This window comes from Sulfurivermis fontis (assembly GCF_004001245.1).
GTDB lineage: Bacteria > Pseudomonadota > Gammaproteobacteria > Thiohalomonadales > Thiohalomonadaceae > Sulfurivermis > Sulfurivermis fontis.
The window spans coordinates 3140419-3158463 of record NZ_AP018724.1; the positions used below are offsets into that span (position 1 = coordinate 3140419).

Sequence of the window (18045 nt, forward strand, 5' to 3'; positions counted from 1 at the left end):
CGGCCTTTTTACTTGGCCTTGGACACCATGTACTCCACGGCCGCCTTCAGCTCGCCATCGGAGCAGGTACCGCAGGTGCCGCGCGGCGGCATCACACCGCTCTTGCCCTGGAAGCCGGAGATGGCGTGCTTGACCAGGGTGTCCATGCCCTGGGCGATGCGATCACCCCAGGCGGCCTTGTCGCCCAGCTTGGGAGCGCCGGCGGCACCGGTGCCGTGGCAGGCCACGCAGGAGGCGTTGTATACGGCATCGCCGGAACGGGCGGCCGCGGGAGCCGCCGCAGCCGGCGCCGGAGCGGCAGCCACGGCGATGGGTGCGCCGGTGTTCAGCTTGCCGACCGGCTTGATACGGGCCTCGACCGCCGCCGCGCTCATGTCGGCGCTGGCCGTGCCGCCGCCGAGCACGGAGGTCATGATGTTGAGGATCAGGGCCACCAGGCCGCCGACCACGACTAGAGTCACCACGGAAGTACCGAAATAGGTATTGGTTTTCTGGCTCACGCCTGTTCCCTCGCTCTCTTGAAGTATTAACGCCGCATGGGCGCCTGATTGCTGATTAATTGGTTATTCCGGCCACTGGCCGCAGATTGGCCGCGTAGTATAGCCGCAAGGACCCCGTGCCGAAACCCCGCCATGGACGCGCCCGGGCCTGCCATGTAAGCTATGCCGTCCCGCGCGCCCGTAGCTCAGCTGGATAGAGCGCTGCCCTCCGGAGGCAGAGGTCAGGGGTTCGAATCCCTTCGGGCGCGCCATAACTCTTCAACCCGCCATATGGCGGGTTTTTCGTTTCTGCACCGTATTGACCACACCGGATCGCAGCGCTACGTTGGTGCTCCACTCACCGCTCAGGAGAATTGAATGGACGCCTCCCACCCCGTGAGCGCTGAACACGAGTTATCCGGCGCGCTGGCCGTCTTCGGTATGGAGGGACCTGCGGCGCCCGGCGCCGTGGATAGCTTTGCGGTGTGGGTGGGATGAAGGTGGACCCTCACGGGCCGACGGCATCGAAGTGCCCAAGGTGGAAGATACTGAAGGTCTTCACAGGCAAACCGGAGGGTCCGAAATGAATGGTAGCAAAACGGTCGTTGGCGTGGATATCGCCAAGCGGGTATTTCAGTTGCACTGGATCGACATGGAGACCGGAGAGATCGTGAGCCTGCAGCTCAAGCGCGAGAAGTTCCTCGAACACTTCGCTAACCGGCAACCATGCCTCATTGGGATGGAAGCCTGCGGCGGTGCGCAGCACTGGGCGAGGAAACTCACGGCGCTGGGCCACCAGGTCAAGCTCCTGCCAGGCAAGGCGGTGAAGCCGTTCGTCACCGGCAACAAGAACGACCGGCAGGACGCGCGGGCGATCTGGACAGCGGTGCAGCAGCCGCACGTCAAGGCGGTGGCGATCAAGACGGAAGAACAGCAGGCCATCCTGGCGCTGCACCGCATGAGGAGCCAGTTGGTCAAGTTCCGCACCGCGCAGATTAACGGCCTGCGGGGGTTGCTCGCCGAATACGGTGAAGTGATGCCGCAGGGCAAAGCGGGGGTCAGGAAGGGAATTGCTGCGGCTTTGGCCAGACTGGAAGACCGGCTGCCGGCAATGGTGATCGATACGTTGCGCGAGCAATGGGCGCGCATCGAGAAGCTGGATGGGGAAATCGCCGCCATCGAGCAGCGCATCCAGCTGTGGCTCAAGCAAGACGAAGCTTGCAAGCGAATCGCTGAAATTCCTGGTGTCGGGCCGCTGACCGCCACGGCGGCGGTCGCCATCATGGGCGACGCCAAAGCCTTCAAGTCGGGGCGAGAGTTCGCCGCCTTCGCCGGCCTGGTGCCGCGACAGGTGGGCACTGGTGGGCGCATCAAACTGCTCGGCATCAGCAAGCGCGGTGACACCTACCTGCGCACCTTGCTGATTCACGGTGCGCGATCCGTGCTGACCCACGCCAAAGACCCCGGCCCGTGGGTCACGAAATTACGCCAGCGCCGGCCGCTGAATGTCGCGGTCGTGGCCCTGGCCAACAAGATGGCGCGAACGATCTGGGCGATGCTCGCCCATGAACGGACGTACCAAAAGGGATTCGTCAGTCAGCCGGCATAGGTGCCTGACGAGTGTATCAACCACTTTGAAGAAAGGAGTGGCCGCCGTAAAGGTTGCGCAAGGTCGATAAAGTGTGATGGCAAACAGGTCAGACCGTGACCCGCCAAACCTGTATGGCGGTAAGGACTTCGAGTCCTTCAGGAGAATGAGGCGCGGGTCAGCGGATTCCATCAGGGCCAGCAGGTCTATTCCTGCACAACAGGCCGGATATAGAACTGCAGCCTATCTGTCCCAACACACCAAAATCGCCCTTGGCAAACGGGAGGCGTCCATATAGCCTGTCATGGCACGGAAAACCCTGCTGCTCGTCCCCCTGCTGTTTGTTTCCCTGCCTCTTGTCGCGCGCGACATCCCGAGTACCAGCACGGTCAGTGCCGTCACGGTGTATCCCGACCGGGCCCAGGTGACGCGGCAGGTGAAGCTGGAGCTGCCGGCGGGCAGTCACACGGTACTCATCGCCAATCTGCCGCCGCGCCTTATCGAACAGTCGCTGCAGGTGCGTGGCCAGGGCAACGGCAGGCTGCTCATCGGCGCAGTGGAGGCCCGGCGCGTGTTCAGTACGCAACTGGCGGGGGAGCGCGAACAGAAACTGGCCGAGACGCTGCGTGCGCTGCAGGATGACAGGGCCGTACTGGACGGCCGTCGCCAGGCACTCGATACCCAGGCGGCGTTCATCGAGAAGCTGGCGCAACTGCCCGCCACGCCCAACAAGGATCACAGCAACACCTTCGCGCCGGAAAAGTGGCCGGCGGCCTGGCAGGCCATCGGCAACGGCATGGCCGAAACCAACAAGGCGCGCGTGGCGCTGCAACGGGAGCTGCGCCTGCTCGACGAGCAGATCAAGAAAACGGAGCAGGAACTGGACCAGATCCGCAGCGGGCGCAAGGACAGCCTCACCGCCGCCATTCATGTCGAGGCGGCGCAGGCGGGAGCGGCCAGCTTCGAGCTGAGTTATCAGACACCCGGCGCCTCCTGGTCACCGGTCTACGATGCGCGGCTGGCAACGGAATCGCGCGCCGTGCAGCTGACCCAGGCCGCCTGGGTGCGCCAGGCCAGTGGCGAGGACTGGAAGGATGTCGCGCTTACCCTGTCCACGGCACGGCCAGCCGCAGGGGCCGCCATGCCGGAACTCGCGCCCTGGTGGATTGACTTCCAGCGCTCACGGCCTGCAGCACAGCGTGCACTGCGCGAAATGAGTGCCGTAGACATGATGGCCAGCAAGATGGCCGAGACACCGGAAATGGCCGCAGAAGAGCTGGAGGCCACGGCCGACGTGAGTGAGTTTGCCGTCAGCTATCGCGTGCCTGGCAAGGTATCAGTGGCCTCCGACAACGCGCGCCAGCGTTTTGTGCTCGGCAAGCAGGACATCGCCGTGCAACTTGCGGCACGCAGCGCACCGCGTCTGGACAGCCGTGCCTTCCTGTATGCCGAGTTCGACTATGCCGGCGAGGCGCCGCTGCTGCCGGGCACCTGGCGGCTGACCCGCGACGACACCTACGTCGGTGAAGTGGAGCAGGCGGCGCTGCGTCCCGGTGCCCATCTCGCCCTCGCCTTCGGCAACGATGACGCGGTGGAGGTACAGCACCATGTGGTGAAGGACGAACGCGGTGAAAAAGGCGTGTTCAACAAGGACAACCGTGTGGAGCGGCGTTACCGCATCGAGGTGTATAACCGCCACCGCATTGCCCTGCCGGTGACGATCTACGATCAGCTCCCGGTGGCGCGTGATGAGCAGATCAAGGTGGCGCTCAGCGAGGACACGACACCGCCGACCCAGCGCGATGTCGACAATCGCAGCGGTGTGCTGGCCTGGAAGCAGGAACTGAAGCCGCAGGGCAAGCAGGTGATCCAGTTCGGCTACAGCGTGAGCTTCCCGCAGGGGCGGGATGTGCCTGGGTTCTGAGTGGCTGTCGCCGCACAGAACCAGGTACGAGGGACGAGTAGAAGGGGGCGAGGAGTGAGTGCGCTGCGCGCACGCTAAGCATCAAATAGCGTCCGCGCAGCCGGCTTATTCCCTCGTATCTCGCCCCTCGTATCTCTTACTGTCACCTTGGTACGCAGCGATAGACGGCGAAGGTCTGCTTGCCGTCTTCCACCGCACTGATCGGCACCACGGTATCGCCGTCCAGCTCCACCGCGCTGTTGCGCGCCAGGATATTCAGCTCCTCCTGCACCTTCTGTGGATTGCGCTCGATGCCGGCGAGCTTGGCGAGCAGCGACACGGTGGTCTGTCCGACCTTCTTGCACTTGGTCACTTCCTCGGCCGACAACACGCGCACCTTCTCGCCCTGCGCCGTGGGCTCCACCCAGGTACAGGCCGACAACGCCAAGACCAGCGCCGCCATCGTTCCCGCTCGTTTTGCCAGATTCATTTCATTGCCTCCCGCGCTGCGGACTAAACTGTACGTACTCTATCTGCAACGGAGCGCCGCCATGGCTGAACTCGCTCACATCGTGTTCTACGTGCGCAATCTCGCGCAGTCACTCGCCTTCTACCGCGATGCCGTCGGCCTGCAAGTGGTCGGCAGTGTATTCAACGGCCGCGCCACTGTGCTCAGCGGCGGCCGCAGCCATCACGAACTGCTGCTCATCGAACTGGGCGATGCCCCCGGCCCGCTGGCCGGACGGCGCCTCGGCCTGTACCACACCGGCTGGAAGGTGGGCAATTCGCTGGACGAGCTGCGCGCCGTCAAGGCCCGGCTGGAGTCGCTGGACATCGAAATCGAGGGGATGTCCGATCACACCGTCAGCCAGAGCCTGTACCTCAGCGACCCCGACGGCAACGAGGTGGAGCTGTTCGTGGACGACCCGGCGGTGGACTGGCGCCACGACCGCTCCTGGCTGGCGGCGCCGGTCAAGCCGCTGGAACTTTGACGCGGTCGCGTCAAAGGCAGTTACAAGTGACAAGATACAAGTTACAACAAGCGTGTCCTGACCCTCATCACATCGCCACGGGACATCCAAGTCACCCTGGCAACATTCGGATTCAGGACAAACATGCGCTTCGCGCGGCCCCGGCACGTCCTGCGTCCCACGGGCCTCGTTGAGGCCCTGGCCACAAATGACTCTACGCCGACACACCTTGGCTGCTCCGCCCGCCAAGGCCCGGCTACCGGGGGCTCCTTCGCCGTCCGGGCTCAGTCAGTGGAGGAGTGCGCTGCGCGCACGGTTGCCTGAATTCATATTAATACGAGCGCAGCGAGTTCACGTGTTTGTAACTTGCAACTTGTCACTTGTATCTGCCCCTAGGCCCTGCCGACATTGCTGTCGGTCGGCGCGTGGAAATACTCGCTGCCGGCGGCGAGTTCCTCGGTCAGCTGCAGCAGCTCCGCCAGGCGTGCCTCGGCGGTGCTGAACGGCGCGCAGTCCTCGCAGCGCGGATCGCCGCAGGGCTGGCGCGAATACAGCCAGTACTGGATGGCGCCGGCGAGGAGGCCGTCGGCCACATCCCACAGATCGGCCTCGGCATCGTCGGCGGCGATGCGGTTGCCCAGCTCCACCGCCTCGCGCGCCGCCTCGTCGTATACCGTCACATCGTCATGCATGGAATCCATCGTCACCTCCACCGCCATTCTGCTCAGGAATCCAGCCGCGGCTGGCTTTCCTGTATCACCACCCAGGGCGCCACCACCACCGCCCAGAACTCCGCCTGGCGCGCATGCCAGTCACGGGCCTGTTCGGTCTCGGCGCGGGCCACCTGGCCGGCCTGCAACCAGGCCGTCAGTGCCGCGCTGTCGTCACGCGCCATGGCATGGGCCACCTCGATGAGGTCCAGACCCGGCGCCACCCACACCACCACGCCGCGGGCAAAATGGCGCTCCAGCTCCGGCCAGGCAATCCTGGCCGTCTCGCTGTTCAGTTTGGCCCGCAAATCCACATCCTGCTCGTCCATCACACCTTACCCGGAATATAGGGGCGTGCATTCTAGCGCATAACAACCCGCATTCCGCCCCTGCCGCCCTCTCCCCAGCCGCATTGCCGCCCGCTATAATCCGCGCGCCCTTCCCATCGGGTCTTCTTTCAGGAGGCTTGCCGTGGACAATCCCTGTCTGCGGTGCGGCGCATGTTGCGCCTACTATCGCGCATCGTTTTACTGGACCGAGGCGGACCCCTTCCTCGGCGGCACCGTGCCGCCCGAGCTCACCGTGCCGCTTACTCCGCACCTCGTCGCCATGCGCGGCACCACCCATCCGCCCATGCGCTGCGTGGCCCTGGACGGCACCATCGGCGAACAGGTGTTGTGCACCATCTACCCGCGTCGCTCCAGCAGCTGCCATGACGTGGAGCCGTGGGAAGAGGACGGCAGCCCCGGCACGCGCTGCAGCAAGGCGCGCGCCGCCCACGGCCTGCCGCCGCTGGAACCACGCACCGACAGACCGGGACCGGGCGACAGCCCGCTGCCGCTCAGCGCATAAAACGCAATTTCCCTCCCGCCAGCGGAACCGACCGGCATCCGGACCGCCTTCGGCACGAATTTTTCGCTACCATGGCGCCTTTCCCGAGACAGCCGCAGAAGAATTGAATGGACGCCTCCCACCCCGTGAGCGCTGAACACGAGTTATCCGGCGCGCTGGCCGTCTTCGGTATGGAGGGACCTGCGGCGCCCGGCGCCGTGGATAGCTTTGCGGTGTGGGTGGGATGAAGGTGGACCCTCACGGGCCGACGGCATCGAAGTGCCCAAGGTGGAAGATACTGAAGGTCTTCACAGGCAAACCGGAGGGTCCGAAATGAATGGTAGCAAAACGGTCGTTGGCGTGGATATCGCCAAGCGGGTATTTCAGTTGCACTGGATCGACATGGAGACCGGAGAGATCGTGAGCCTGCAGCTCAAGCGCGAGAAGTTCCTCGAACACTTCGCTAACCGGCAACCATGCCTCATTGGGATGGAAGCCTGCGGCGGTGCGCAGCACTGGGCGAGGAAACTCACGGCGCTGGGCCACCAGGTCAAGCTCCTGCCAGGCAAGGCGGTGAAGCCGTTCGTCACCGGCAACAAGAACGACCGGCAGGACGCGCGGGCGATCTGGACAGCGGTGCAGCAGCCGCACGTCAAGGCGGTGGCGATCAAGACGGAAGAACAGCAGGCCATCCTGGCGCTGCACCGCATGAGGAGCCAGTTGGTCAAGTTCCGCACCGCGCAGATTAACGGCCTGCGGGGGTTGCTCGCCGAATACGGTGAAGTGATGCCGCAGGGCAAAGCGGGGGTCAGGAAGGGAATTGCTGCGGCTTTGGCCAGACTGGAAGACCGGCTGCCGGCAATGGTGATCGATACGTTGCGCGAGCAATGGGCGCGCATCGAGAAGCTGGATGGGGAAATCGCCGCCATCGAGCAGCGCATCCAGCTGTGGCTCAAGCAAGACGAAGCTTGCAAGCGAATCGCTGAAATTCCTGGTGTCGGGCCGCTGACCGCCACGGCGGCGGTCGCCATCATGGGCGACGCCAAAGCCTTCAAGTCGGGGCGAGAGTTCGCCGCCTTCGCCGGCCTGGTGCCGCGACAGGTGGGCACTGGTGGGCGCATCAAACTGCTCGGCATCAGCAAGCGCGGTGACACCTACCTGCGCACCTTGCTGATTCACGGTGCGCGATCCGTGCTGACCCACGCCAAAGACCCCGGCCCGTGGGTCACGAAATTACGCCAGCGCCGGCCGCTGAATGTCGCGGTCGTGGCCCTGGCCAACAAGATGGCGCGAACGATCTGGGCGATGCTCGCCCATGAACGGACGTACCAAAAGGGATTCGTCAGTCAGCCGGCATAGGTGCCTGACGAGTGTATCAACCACTTTGAAGAAAGGAGTGGCCGCCGTAAAGGTTGCGCAAGGTCGATAAAGTGTGATGGCAAACAGGTCAGACCGTGACCCGCCAAACCTGTATGGCGGTAAGGACTTCGAGTCCTTCAGGAGAATGAGGCGCGGGTCAGCGGATTCCATCAGGGCCAGCAGGTCTATTCCTGCACAACAGGCCGGATATAGAACTGCAGCCTATCTGTCCCAACACACCAAAATCGCCCTTGGCAAACGGGAGGCGTCCATATAGTCTGCCATGAAGTCACATGAACTGCTCGGTCAGTTGAGCGTAGTGCATCAGATGATGAGCCATCTCATCGACTCGGTGCCCGAGGACGACGGCTACCGCCGCCATCACCCCGACATTCCCCCGCTCGCCTGGCTGCTGGGCCGCGCCGTGTATCTGGAGACCTACTGGCTGCGCGAGGTGGTGCAACAGGACGCCAGTATGACGGCACGGGTGCGACCGCTGTTCGGTACCGGTGCAGAGCTGACGGATGCACTGATGCAGCAGCTGCCGCCGCGTGAACACCTGCTCAACTGGGCGCTGGAGTTGCAGGACCAGAACACCATGCTGCTGGCCAACCCGGCCCTGCTGCCACCCCATGCACTGGTACGGGAACAGCGCCTGCTGCCCCTGCTGTTGCAGCAGCAGGCGCAACTGTGCGAGCTGATGCTGGCCCAGCTCAGTGAGCGGCGCCTGCAGCAAAGCGTCGCTTACCGCGTCACCACACCGCTGCGAGCGGCGGCGCCGTCGCAGGACCATGTCGACGTGCAGCAGGGACATTACCGCGTCGGCGCCAAGGACGACCCGGCGGCACTGGACAACGAACTGCCGCCACAGATGGTGCACCTGCACAGCTTCCGCATCGACACCCGCCCGGTGAGCAACGGCGCCTGGCTGTCTTTCATCGAGGCCGGCGGCTACGACACACAAGCGTGGTGGAGCGAGGCCGGCTGGCACTGGCGACAGAGCCAGCCCCCCCACCCCCATCACTGGCGCCGCGACAGCGCCGGGCTGTGGTACGGCGTCGGTCTCAACGGCCCCTTCGACCTGCTGGCGGAGGACGCCGTCTACGGCATCAGCCTGTACGAGGCCGAGGCCTACGCGCAGTGGGTATCATCGCTGGGCGGCAAGCTGGCCGGTGCCGTGGTGCAGCACGAATACCAGTGGGAGGTGGCGGCGCGCACCCAGGCCATCAGCGACTACGGCCGCGCCTGGGAATGGTGCGCCAACCCGTTCCACCGCTACACCGGCTATCAGGCACCCGCCGATGCGGAAGCGGCCACGATGGATTTCGATGCCGGCCATCACAGCCTGCGCGGCGGCGGCCTGCACAGCCAGCGCATCCAGCGCCGCCGCAGCTATCGCCACCATGCCGCTCCCGGGCAACGCCATTTGTTCAGCGGCACGCGGCTGGTGTTCCCGCCCTCCAAGATGCCATGGCATAAATAGGAAGCGGTGCGCATTCAACGTAGCGCAACGGTGGCTATAGTTATCGCAGCTATGCACCCATCAAGACAGGCAGCCGCCTGAAGGAGCCTTGACATGAAACGCCTCGCCCTATTGCTCACGCTCACCCTGCTCGCCGGCTGCGGCGTGGAAACGGCATCGACCGCCGCCACGGCCGGTGCCGCCAAGGCCAGGGAAGCCGAACAGGCACAAAACACCAAGGAGCGGATGCAGCAACAGATCGATGCCGCCAGCGCCCAGGCGGCCGCACGCCTGCAGGCCGCCGACGAAGCAGCGCGCTGATCCCGTCACGCCAGCGCAGCGCGGACTGCGCTATGCCGGCCAATACTCTGTCGCGATCCCTGCGCCGAGGTCGGCCTCGACGAGGCGGCGCCGCACCTCCAGCAACTTTTCAATCAGGGCCGGCTCGCGCTGCTCGTAGGCTGCCGCATCAGGGACACGGCTGACCACCACACCGAGCAGCTCGGTGATGGCGTTGCCGATGGAGTTCTGCGAAATGGTGACAATCAGCTTGCCCTGCTCGTTGCGGTAGATGAGCTGCTTGAAGGCCGGCTGCCAGCGGATGGCATTGGCATAGGCCGGGTCCTTGATGCAGCGGTCCCGCACCATCTTCGCAGTCTTGAGGAAGTCGTTGTCGAACAACAGCACACTCTCCACTTGGGCGGGGAAATACAGATCCGGCAACATCGGGGCATTGCGGCTGGACACCTGCGAGAAGAAGGTGCGGTAGAAATCGAGAAAGCCCTTCAGCACCAGATCGTATTCATGCCAGAAGCGCACATCCTGCAACGCCGCCGCGCCGCCCGGCACCTCCCAACTCGGCAAACCCTGCGGATAGCCGGTCAGGTCGATGCGCGCCGAGTCATCACTCACCGGACGCAGCACCTCTAGATGCAACGCCTTGCAGATGAACTCGCGGTACACGCCGTGCATGTATTTCTCGAACAGCGAATGCTGGCCGCCGTCGGTGAGGTTGGGGTTGTTGGGGTCGGCCAGCTTGGCGTTGCGCAGCTGTTCCATGGGGAACACGATGAAGTGATTGTGCAGCATGCGGATGCTGGGCACACCGGGCGAGGTGAGCGGCCAGGTGGCATCGAGACTGGCCTCGCCCGCCAACACCAGATGCTGCTGCGGGTCCGGGTACTGCTCCAGCATGTAGTCGATGATGATCTGGTTCATGCGATTCCACACGTGGCGCACATGATCCGGCACCTGGGTGCGGCGCACCGGACGGCCGAGGGGATTGAGGATCGTCTGCGAGGTGTTGTAGATGATGGAGGTGTCGAACTCGGTGCTGTGACCCAGGGCCTTGCGATACAGCAGCAGGTTCTCGGGGTTGAGCAACAGGCCATTGTTGTGCACCAGATCATTGAGATTCTCGGTGCTGTTGAAGAATTCGTTGGGCTTCATCCCCTCCGGCACCTCCAGCGGAATGGGACGGAAGGGGGTGACGATCTCGCGTGGGCCGCACTGCATGACTACACCTCAGACATTACTTTTATGGGCGCATAAGCCGTTGAAATGAAGTGATTTCGGGGGCTGCGCGCACCATAGCACCTTGCACTGCACAGCGGTATATGCACGAAGTGACACAGACGGCCAGGTGAAAAAATTGCCCATCGACTACGACCATCCGCTGTACCGTCCGCCGGGCGAGAGCGACAACCTGATCATCCAGGCCACGCTGGGTTGCAGCTATAACCAGTGCAGCTTCTGCGCCATGTATCGCGGCAAGCACTATCAGGCGCGGCCGCTGGAACAGGTGTACGCCGACATCGACGCCGCAGCACAGGACTGGCCCGATGCGCGCCGCCTGTTTCTCGCCGACGGTGATGCCCTCGCCTTGCCGACACCACACCTGCTGCAACTGCTGGATTATCTCGCCCTGCGTCTGCCGCGGATGACGCGTGTCTCCTGCTATGCCACGCCGGCCAATATCCGCCGCAAGTCGACCGCTGAACTCGCGCAATTGCGCGCACATAAACTGTCGTTGCTGTATGTGGGGATCGAATCAGGCTCGGCGCTGATCCTGAAGAAGATCACCAAGGGCGCCACACCGCACGGCATCACCGCCGCATTGCATCAGGCACATGCTGCCGGGATGAGGATATCCGCCACGGTAATCCTCGGCCTCGGCGGCAGGGAGTACAGCACAGAACACATTACCGGCACCCTTGCCCTGCTCAACAGCGCACCGCTGACACAACTATCCACCCTGCAGCTGTATCTGGATGACGGCATGCAATCGGAATTCGCACACAAGTTCGGCACACCGTTCGCGTTGCCGGATGATCACGCCCTGCTGTATGAGCAGCGGCGGCTCGTCGCCGGCCTGATGCCGCCGCAGGCCATCGTGTTCCGTTCCGATCACGCCTCCAATGCGCTGGCATTGCAAGGTGTATTACCCAGGGATCGCACCCGCCTGCTGGCCGCAATCGACGCGGCCCGGGCCGGACGGCGGCCGTTGCGGCCGCCGCATCAACGCGGCCTTTGAGCTACGCCATCCACAGGCCACAGTCGCAATCCTCGCGGACCGCGCCGGGCACCACGCGCGGCAAACCGTTTTCCAGACCGATCTTCCAGTCGGTGACGAACTGTTGCAGCGACTCGACAAAATCCGCCTCGTGACTGGGACGATTGCTGGTGCAATGCACGGTGACGCCGCCGTTGCCTTCCGCCGTGACGGTCCACTGCACGGCGTTGATGCAGGCCGGTAGCATGAAGCGCACGCCATCGCGGATCACGTCACGACGCACGCGCATCTGGCCCCATACGCAGTAGATGTCGCCGCGATCGCCTTCGTGCGACAGCACCTTGTCGATGGAGGCGCACCATTGCGGCAGATTGTCGATACGCAGATGGCGCTGCAGGTCTTCGGCACGCAACCGCACCGGGGTGTTGGCAAAAAACTCCATGGACTCCTCCTCACTGGCTATGGCTGTTTTTCTTCAGTGGCTCCCGAGGCGTATGATTCTTGTGGTCTTTTCCTGCAACGGGGGCCCGGCGAATGTAGCACGTTCTGCCCCCGGCACGCCCCTCCCCGCCCTCCCGCGCACGCGGCGGAGGGTGGGGGAGGGCAACGTAGCGTAGAATGCCCTGCGCCACATTGATCCCGATCATGACCGACATCGTTCTCGCCACCCTCAACGCCAAATACCAGCATGCCTCCCTCGGCCTGCGCTATCTGCTCGCCAACATGGGCGAGCTGCGCCCGCAGACCCGGCTGATGGAATTCGTGTGGGATCAGCGCAGCACGGAGATCGCCGAGCGCCTGCTGACGGAACGGCCGCGCATCATCGGCCTGGGCGTCTACATCTGGAACGCGCGTGAAACCCTGCAACTGGTCCAGGTATTGAAGGCGGTGGCGCCGGAGGTAATCATCGTGCTCGGCGGCCCGGAGGTGAGCTACGAACAGGAAGAGCAGGCCGTCGTGACGGCGGCCGACTACGTCATCGCCGGCCAGGGCGACCTGGCCTTCGCCGCCCTGTGCCAGCAGTTGCTGCACGGCGAACGGCCCGCACAGAAGATCATCCACGTCACGCCGCCGCCGCTGGAGCAGATCAATCTGCCCTACGATGAGTACACGGATACCGACATCGCCCAGCGCCTGGTGTACGTAGAGGCCTCGCGCGGCTGCCCGTTCAAGTGCGAGTTCTGTCTCTCGGCCCTGGACAAGACAGCCTGGCCGTTTGAGCTGGAGCGCTTTCTTGCCGCGCTGGCGCGGCTGCACGCACGCGGCGTGCGCCATTTCAAATTCGTCGACCGCACCTTCAATCTCAACGTCAAGGCCAGCCGCCGCATCCTGCAATTCTTTCTCGACCGCCTGAGCGACGATCTGTTCCTGCACTTCGAGGTAATCCCCGATCACCTGCCCGAGGGCCTGAAGGAACTACTGGTGCGGTTCCCGCCGGGCACGCTGCAACTGGAGGTGGGTGTGCAGAGTTTCAATCCGGCGGTGCAGCAGCGCATCAGCCGCAAACAGGACAACGCGGCGACGGAGGCGAACCTGCGCTGGCTGCGCGCCCACAGCCACGCCCACCTGCACGCCGACCTCATCATCGGCCTGCCCGGCGAGGATCTCGCCAGCTTCGCCACCGGCTTCAACCGGCTGTGGGCGCTGCGGCCGCACGAGATCCAGGTGGGTACCCTGAAGCGCCTGCGCGGTGCGCCCATCGCGCGCCACACCGACGAGTTCGCCATGCGCTACGATCCGCAGCCGCCCTATACCCTGCTGGCCAACCGCGACCTCGACTTCTCCACCATGCAAAGCCTGACGCGCTTCGCCCGCTACTGGGACCTAGTGGCCAACTCCGGCCGCTTCGGTCACGCCCTGCCCCTGCTGCTCGGTGACGATGCCTTCGGCCGTTTCCTCCAGTTCGCCGACTGGCTCTATGCGGCCACCGGCCAGACCCACAAGATCGCCCTGCCGCGTCTGTTCCAGTTGCTGCATCAAGCCCTGGTCGAGGTATTTGCAGTGCCGGAACAGGACAGCCTGACGGCCCTGGCGCGCGACTGCGCCGCCTTCGGTGCCAAGGGCTGCCCCGAATTTCTCCATGGCCACCTGCAGCAGGTGCAGCAGGCGGCGCGCCGCAACGCCCCGGTCCGGCAGGCGCGGCATCTGCAAAACTGACCGTCCGAAAAGCATCAGGCCCGCGGGGTCTCCCCCCGCGGGCCTGATGGTGTGATGCGCAACCGCTTAAACGCAGCCGGTCGGCTTGGGCAGGCCGCCGTACTTGGTGATCGGCTTCATCGGGCCGGTCAGCCATAACTTGAACATCTCCTTCTGGTCCACCTCCAGGTACTTGGAGAACTTGCGGATCGGCGGCACCGAACCGAATTCCTCGTAGTACTCGCGGGCCTTCATGATCTGGTTCCACTTTTCGTCGGTCAGCTCGACGCCGTCGGCCTCGGCCATGGCACGACCGATTTCCGGGGTCCACAGGTTCATGTTGGTGAGGTAACCGTCACCGTCACGTTCCGGCAGTTGCATGGGATTTCCCTCCGTATAGTTGGTTTAAGCCTTTCAGGGCGCCGCGCTTGGGCGCCCCATACCCGAGTGATGTTGTTGGGTATTTAAGCAAATACCTTGTAGGAAGGTCAAGTATTATTTTGATAAACAGCAAAACCAGGGGGCAGAACGCTGGGCGGGAGCGGCCGGCCAGGCCGGGATGCCCCGGACCCGGCCGGTTCAGCGGCCGAAAGTGTCGCGTAGAAAGGTTTTCAGCTCGGCCCAGGACCGGGCGTCGGCCTCGGGGTGATAGGCCAGGGGCAGACCGAAGCGCTGGCCATATCCGTCGGCATCGGGATTGGTGAAGGCGTGCCTGGCGCCGGCATAGTTGACGAAGCGATAGTCGACGCCGGCGGCGGTCATCTCCTGATGGAACACCTCGATCTGCCGCTCCGTGACCATCGGATCGGCGGCGCCGTTCAACACCAGCACCCGCGCCTTGACCGTGCCCGGCTCGGCCAGCTTCCTGCTGGCGATGGCGCCATGGAAACTGGCCACCGCCCTCAGGTCGACACCCTCACGCGCCATGTTGAGCACCACGCCGCCGCCGAAACAGTAGCCGATGGCGGCGATCGCATCGGCTGCCACCGTGGGATGCCGCTCCAGCAGCGCCTTGGCGGCGAGAAAACGGGCACGGCGCTGCGCCATGTCGCTGTTCACCGCCGTGGCAAACTTGCCGGCATCCTCAGGATGCTCCGCGGTCTTGCCGTCCCCGTACATGTCTACCGCCAGTGCGGTGTAGCCCAGTTCGGCCAGCATGCGCGCACGCTTGCGTGCGTACTCGTTGTGACCCCACCACTCATGAACCACCAGCACCCCGGGGCGCTTGCCCTGGATCGCGTCGTCGTAGGCCAGATAGCCCTTCATCACCGTGTCACCGGCACGGTAGCTCACTTCTGCGCCAATCACGGCCGCCCGAACACCGGCTGCGAACAGCATGCACAGCATTGCAGCAACCATTGTTCTCATCGCAGTTCCTCCCGTTCGTGAATGGAGTGTAGATGGCAGACGGACGCTGCTCTATGGCACATCCTGTGGGGGTATTCGCCTCAGGGCTCATCCTCGGCGCGGCAGCAGTTGCGCCCCGCCGCCTTGGCCCGATACATGGCGGCATCGGCCCGGGCGAACACCGTGTCGGGATCATCCTGCTCACGAAACTGCGCCAGACCGCAGGAGATGGTGATCAGCACGCGCTCGCCGCGGTAGTGGAACTCGCAGGACTCTACTGCGGCACGGATCTTTTCCGTCACCATGCGGGCCTGGGCCAGATCCGTCTCCGGCAACAGGATGATGAACTCCTCGCCGCCGTAGCGGGCGACGAAATCCGTTTCCCGTACCTGGGTCGACAACAGTTTTGCCACCACCTTGAGCACCTTGTCGCCGGCCTGGTGGCCGTAGGTATCGTTGATGCGCTTGAAGTGATCCACGTCCCATACGGTAAAGACCAGGGACGAGCGGTAGCGTTTCCAACGGGCGTATTCCTGGGCGATGCGCTCGTTGTAGGCGAGACGGTTGGCGATCTCGGTCAGGGGGTCGATCAATGCCTGGCTGCGCTCCTGCTGGATGCGCCCGCGCAGCGCTTCGGTTTCGCTCTCCAGGGTACGCAACCGGGCATTGAGCCGCTCCACCTCCCGCTCCGCCCGCTCGATGCGCTCGTCTTCGGTATTGCGGAACACCTCCATGTGCCGGCGGATGGTAGCGACGCGTTCCTGCACCGCCTGCTTGAGATGTTCGAGGTTTTGCGCCCAGCGTACCGAGTCTTCGATGCCCTGCATCTGCACCTGCACCTCGGCATCCAGTGCACGGCCATCTTCCACCGTTTCACGATGCGCGGCCACCGCGCCGCGCAGGCTCATGTCCAACTCCTGCAGATTGCAGGTCAGCTGCTTGAGAAAACTCTCGACCTCGGCGCGCTCGCTTTGCGCGCGGGTGCGCATGGTGGTCACCAAATCGGCGATGCGACCGAGAATGGCGCCCAGTTCCTCCTCGTCCTCGGCGATGCCCAGCGCCGTCTTGATGGCCTCCGCCTCACCATGCAGTTCGGCGGGAACGGCCAGCCGCTCCAGCAATTGCAGCAACACCTCCTGCGACGACAACGTCGTCCCTGCCGGGGTTGCCGCCGCCGGGGTGGCCAGCAAGGTCGCCAACTCGGCCGTCACGCGCTGCAACTCCTCGCGCCGGCTGGCCGCTTCCAGCCGTGCGCGCAGCGCTGCCGGCGCCACCGCGGCCGTCAGCAACTGCGCCAGCAGGCTCTTGGCCAGCTGTGTGCCATCGTTGCCCGCACGCTCGACGGCCGGCATTGGCGTACCGGCAGCCCCCTCCTCGCGCCGGAACAGGCGGCCGAGCAGCCCCTTGCCGCCACCGCCGGCCTCCGCCTCTTCACCCTGCTGCCCCGCCAGCCAGTCGAAGGCCTCGCCGATGAGAGCGATCAGCTCCTGCAAATACGGTTGATAATCTTCTTCGCCGCGTGCGGCCGCCAACGCCTTGCCATAGGCCCTGGCCTTGTGGCCCAGACCACGCGGGAAATTGATACCGTCGGCCAGGCGGCGCAGCACCTCCAGCGGGGTCACAGGCTTGCCGTGACTGCGGCGCTGCTGATCCAGGCGCACCAGATGTTCCGACAACGACTGGATCATTGCCTCCAGTTCGACACTACCGACACTCTTGCGGATCGCGCCACGCAGCTTGTCCAGCTGCTGGTTGAGCTCACGATCGCTGCTGTCCGCGGCCAGGCTCAGGCGCGAGATGCACTGACGCAAGACATTTTCCGTCTGACGCCACTCTTTCTCCTTGCGTTCGAGCTGCGTCAGACCGTCGTAATACTTGCTGCGCCACTGTTCCAGTTCCCGCGCCAGGCGCTCATCCTGCGTCATGCTGCACTCCCTGAATGTCGTTGTGCGTTAACCGTCGGCCTCAGGCCGGCAGATGGATATCGTCGGGAAGAATCAGTTCCATGGCCACGGGCAGATGATCAGAGCAGGCATGGTTGATCACATGGCAATGGGATACCTGCAACTCCGGCGTGACCAGGATGTGATCGATGCAGCGGTTGGGGCGCCAGCTGGGAAAGGTGTGCTGCTCCTCCGCCGGCTCACACAGGCGCGTGCGCTGGAACAGGCGCCGCATCTCCGGGCTGCCGGGGGCGCAGTTCATATCGCCCATCAACACGGCATGGCGGTAGTCCACCAGCAGTTCGCTGACAAAGTCCAGTTGCGCCATGCGCGCCCGCTGCCCCAAGGCCAGATGGATTAGCACCACGATCAGGGCATTTTCACCGTGACCATAACGCACCAGCAGTGCGCCACGCCCCGGCACCATGCCCGGCAGACGATGCTCGGTCACTGCCGTCGGCAGGGTGCGCGACAGCAGGCCATTGCCGTGCTGCGCCAACTGGCCCAGATCACGGTTGATCTGGTGATACCAGAAAGGGAAGCCCGCCTTTTGCGCCAGGTATTCGGTGAGATGCACATACCCGGTACGGTGCGATCCGGCATCCAGTTCCTGCAACGCAACGATATCGTAGTCGGCGATCAGCTGCGCGATGCGATCGAGGTTGCGGAACCGACAACTGGCCGGCAACACATGCTTCCACAGATTGGTGAGGTAGTGGTGCGGACGCGAACTGCCGATGCCCATCTGCACGTTGTAACTGAGCAGACGCAGCCGACGGCCCGCGGCATCTTCCTGCACGACCA

The 18045-nt window shown here is 64.2% G+C and carries 19 protein-coding genes and 1 tRNA gene; 10 read left to right on the top strand and 10 right to left on the bottom strand.

Features of this window, described 5'->3' with window-relative positions; genetic code table 11:
* Positions 1 to 8: 8 nt before the first annotated feature.
* Positions 9 to 413 (bottom strand): c-type cytochrome, encoded by a 405-nt coding sequence (locus EP379_RS15730; protein WP_127478954.1) that lies wholly within the window; start codon positions 411 to 413, stop codon positions 9 to 11.
* Between the two features lie 261 nt (positions 414 to 674).
* Between EP379_RS15730 and EP379_RS15735 the strand changes: the two genes are divergently transcribed.
* The 3 genes from EP379_RS15735 to EP379_RS15745 all read left to right on the top strand — a co-directional run bounded on the left by EP379_RS15735 (position 675) and on the right by EP379_RS15745 (position 3991).
* Positions 675 to 751: transfer RNA gene (locus EP379_RS15735), tRNA-Arg, on the top strand.
* Positions 752 to 1062: 311 nt separating this feature from the next.
* Positions 1063 to 2088, top strand: coding sequence for an IS110 family RNA-guided transposase (locus EP379_RS15740; RefSeq protein ID WP_127476133.1), 1026 nt, complete (start codon positions 1063 to 1065; stop codon positions 2086 to 2088).
* Positions 2089 to 2371: 283 nt separating this feature from the next.
* Complete coding sequence (locus EP379_RS15745) at positions 2372 to 3991, top strand: mucoidy inhibitor MuiA family protein (RefSeq protein ID WP_127478679.1); 1620 nt, start codon at positions 2372 to 2374, stop codon at positions 3989 to 3991.
* Between the two features lie 142 nt (positions 3992 to 4133).
* Here EP379_RS15745 and EP379_RS15750 read toward each other — a convergent pair whose 3' ends face one another.
* The gene (locus EP379_RS15750; RefSeq protein WP_127478680.1) at positions 4134 to 4460 is read right to left on the bottom strand and encodes a DUF4156 domain-containing protein; all 327 of its coding nucleotides are present in this window, start codon (positions 4458 to 4460) and stop codon (positions 4134 to 4136) included.
* 61 nt (positions 4461 to 4521) lie between these two features.
* Between EP379_RS15750 and EP379_RS15755 the strand changes: the two genes are divergently transcribed.
* A complete protein-coding gene (locus tag EP379_RS15755) occupies positions 4522 to 4962 on the top strand; it encodes a VOC family protein (RefSeq protein WP_127478681.1) in 441 nt (146 codons plus the stop codon).
* A 371-nt stretch (positions 4963 to 5333) separates the two neighbouring features.
* Here the strand turns inward: EP379_RS15755 and EP379_RS15760 are convergent, their stop codons facing one another.
* Both EP379_RS15760 and EP379_RS15765 read right to left on the bottom strand, forming a co-directional pair.
* Positions 5334 to 5633 (bottom strand): hypothetical protein, encoded by a 300-nt coding sequence (locus tag EP379_RS15760; protein WP_127478955.1) that lies wholly within the window; start codon positions 5631 to 5633, stop codon positions 5334 to 5336.
* A 32-nt stretch (positions 5634 to 5665) separates the two neighbouring features.
* The gene (locus EP379_RS15765; protein WP_127478682.1) at positions 5666 to 5980 is read right to left on the bottom strand and encodes a DUF2288 domain-containing protein; all 315 of its coding nucleotides are present in this window, start codon (positions 5978 to 5980) and stop codon (positions 5666 to 5668) included.
* Positions 5981 to 6122: 142 nt separating this feature from the next.
* Here EP379_RS15765 and EP379_RS15770 point away from each other — a divergent pair, with 142 nt between their 5' ends.
* The 4 genes from EP379_RS15770 to EP379_RS15785 all read left to right on the top strand — a co-directional run bounded on the left by EP379_RS15770 (position 6123) and on the right by EP379_RS15785 (position 9624).
* On the top strand, positions 6123 to 6503 hold the full coding sequence (locus EP379_RS15770; RefSeq protein WP_127478683.1) for a YkgJ family cysteine cluster protein: 381 nt from the start codon (positions 6123 to 6125) through the stop codon (positions 6501 to 6503).
* A 312-nt stretch (positions 6504 to 6815) separates the two neighbouring features.
* Positions 6816 to 7841, top strand: coding sequence for an IS110 family RNA-guided transposase (locus EP379_RS15775; protein WP_127476133.1), 1026 nt, complete (start codon positions 6816 to 6818; stop codon positions 7839 to 7841).
* Between the two features lie 283 nt (positions 7842 to 8124).
* Entirely contained in the window at positions 8125 to 9324 is a 1200-nt protein-coding gene (locus EP379_RS15780; protein ID WP_127478684.1) for an SUMF1/EgtB/PvdO family nonheme iron enzyme, read from the top strand.
* Between the two features lie 93 nt (positions 9325 to 9417).
* The gene (locus EP379_RS15785; protein ID WP_127478685.1) at positions 9418 to 9624 is read left to right on the top strand and encodes a hypothetical protein; all 207 of its coding nucleotides are present in this window, start codon (positions 9418 to 9420) and stop codon (positions 9622 to 9624) included.
* Between the two features lie 30 nt (positions 9625 to 9654).
* Here the strand turns inward: EP379_RS15785 and EP379_RS15790 are convergent, their stop codons facing one another.
* The gene (locus tag EP379_RS15790) at positions 9655 to 10818 is read right to left on the bottom strand and encodes a hypothetical protein (RefSeq protein ID WP_127478686.1); all 1164 of its coding nucleotides are present in this window, start codon (positions 10816 to 10818) and stop codon (positions 9655 to 9657) included.
* A gap of 127 nt (positions 10819 to 10945) precedes the next feature.
* Between EP379_RS15790 and EP379_RS15795 the strand changes: the two genes are divergently transcribed.
* The gene (locus EP379_RS15795) at positions 10946 to 11836 is read left to right on the top strand and encodes a radical SAM protein (protein WP_197722819.1); all 891 of its coding nucleotides are present in this window, start codon (positions 10946 to 10948) and stop codon (positions 11834 to 11836) included.
* Position 11837: 1 nt separating this feature from the next.
* On the opposite strand, the gene EP379_RS15800 is transcribed toward EP379_RS15795, so the two are convergent.
* Positions 11838 to 12257, bottom strand: a complete 420-nt coding sequence (locus EP379_RS15800; protein ID WP_127478687.1) for a hypothetical protein — start codon at positions 12255 to 12257, stop codon at positions 11838 to 11840.
* A 203-nt stretch (positions 12258 to 12460) separates the two neighbouring features.
* On the opposite strand from EP379_RS15800, the gene EP379_RS15805 reads away from it, so the two are divergent.
* On the top strand, positions 12461 to 13972 hold the full coding sequence (locus tag EP379_RS15805) for a B12-binding domain-containing radical SAM protein (protein ID WP_127478688.1): 1512 nt from the start codon (positions 12461 to 12463) through the stop codon (positions 13970 to 13972).
* A 66-nt stretch (positions 13973 to 14038) separates the two neighbouring features.
* Here EP379_RS15805 and EP379_RS15810 read toward each other — a convergent pair whose 3' ends face one another.
* From EP379_RS15810 to EP379_RS15825, 4 genes are all read right to left on the bottom strand, one after another.
* On the bottom strand, positions 14039 to 14332 hold the full coding sequence (locus EP379_RS15810; RefSeq protein ID WP_127478689.1) for a TusE/DsrC/DsvC family sulfur relay protein: 294 nt from the start codon (positions 14330 to 14332) through the stop codon (positions 14039 to 14041).
* Between the two features lie 198 nt (positions 14333 to 14530).
* Positions 14531 to 15319 (bottom strand): dienelactone hydrolase family protein, encoded by a 789-nt coding sequence (locus EP379_RS15815; RefSeq protein WP_127478690.1) that lies wholly within the window; start codon positions 15317 to 15319, stop codon positions 14531 to 14533.
* A gap of 80 nt (positions 15320 to 15399) precedes the next feature.
* Complete coding sequence (locus EP379_RS15820; RefSeq protein ID WP_127478691.1) at positions 15400 to 17223, bottom strand: GGDEF domain-containing protein; 1824 nt, start codon at positions 17221 to 17223, stop codon at positions 15400 to 15402.
* A 40-nt stretch (positions 17224 to 17263) separates the two neighbouring features.
* Entirely contained in the window at positions 17264 to 18040 is a 777-nt protein-coding gene (locus EP379_RS15825) for an endonuclease/exonuclease/phosphatase family protein (protein WP_232023939.1), read from the bottom strand.
* Between the last annotated feature and the right edge of the window lie 5 nt (positions 18041 to 18045).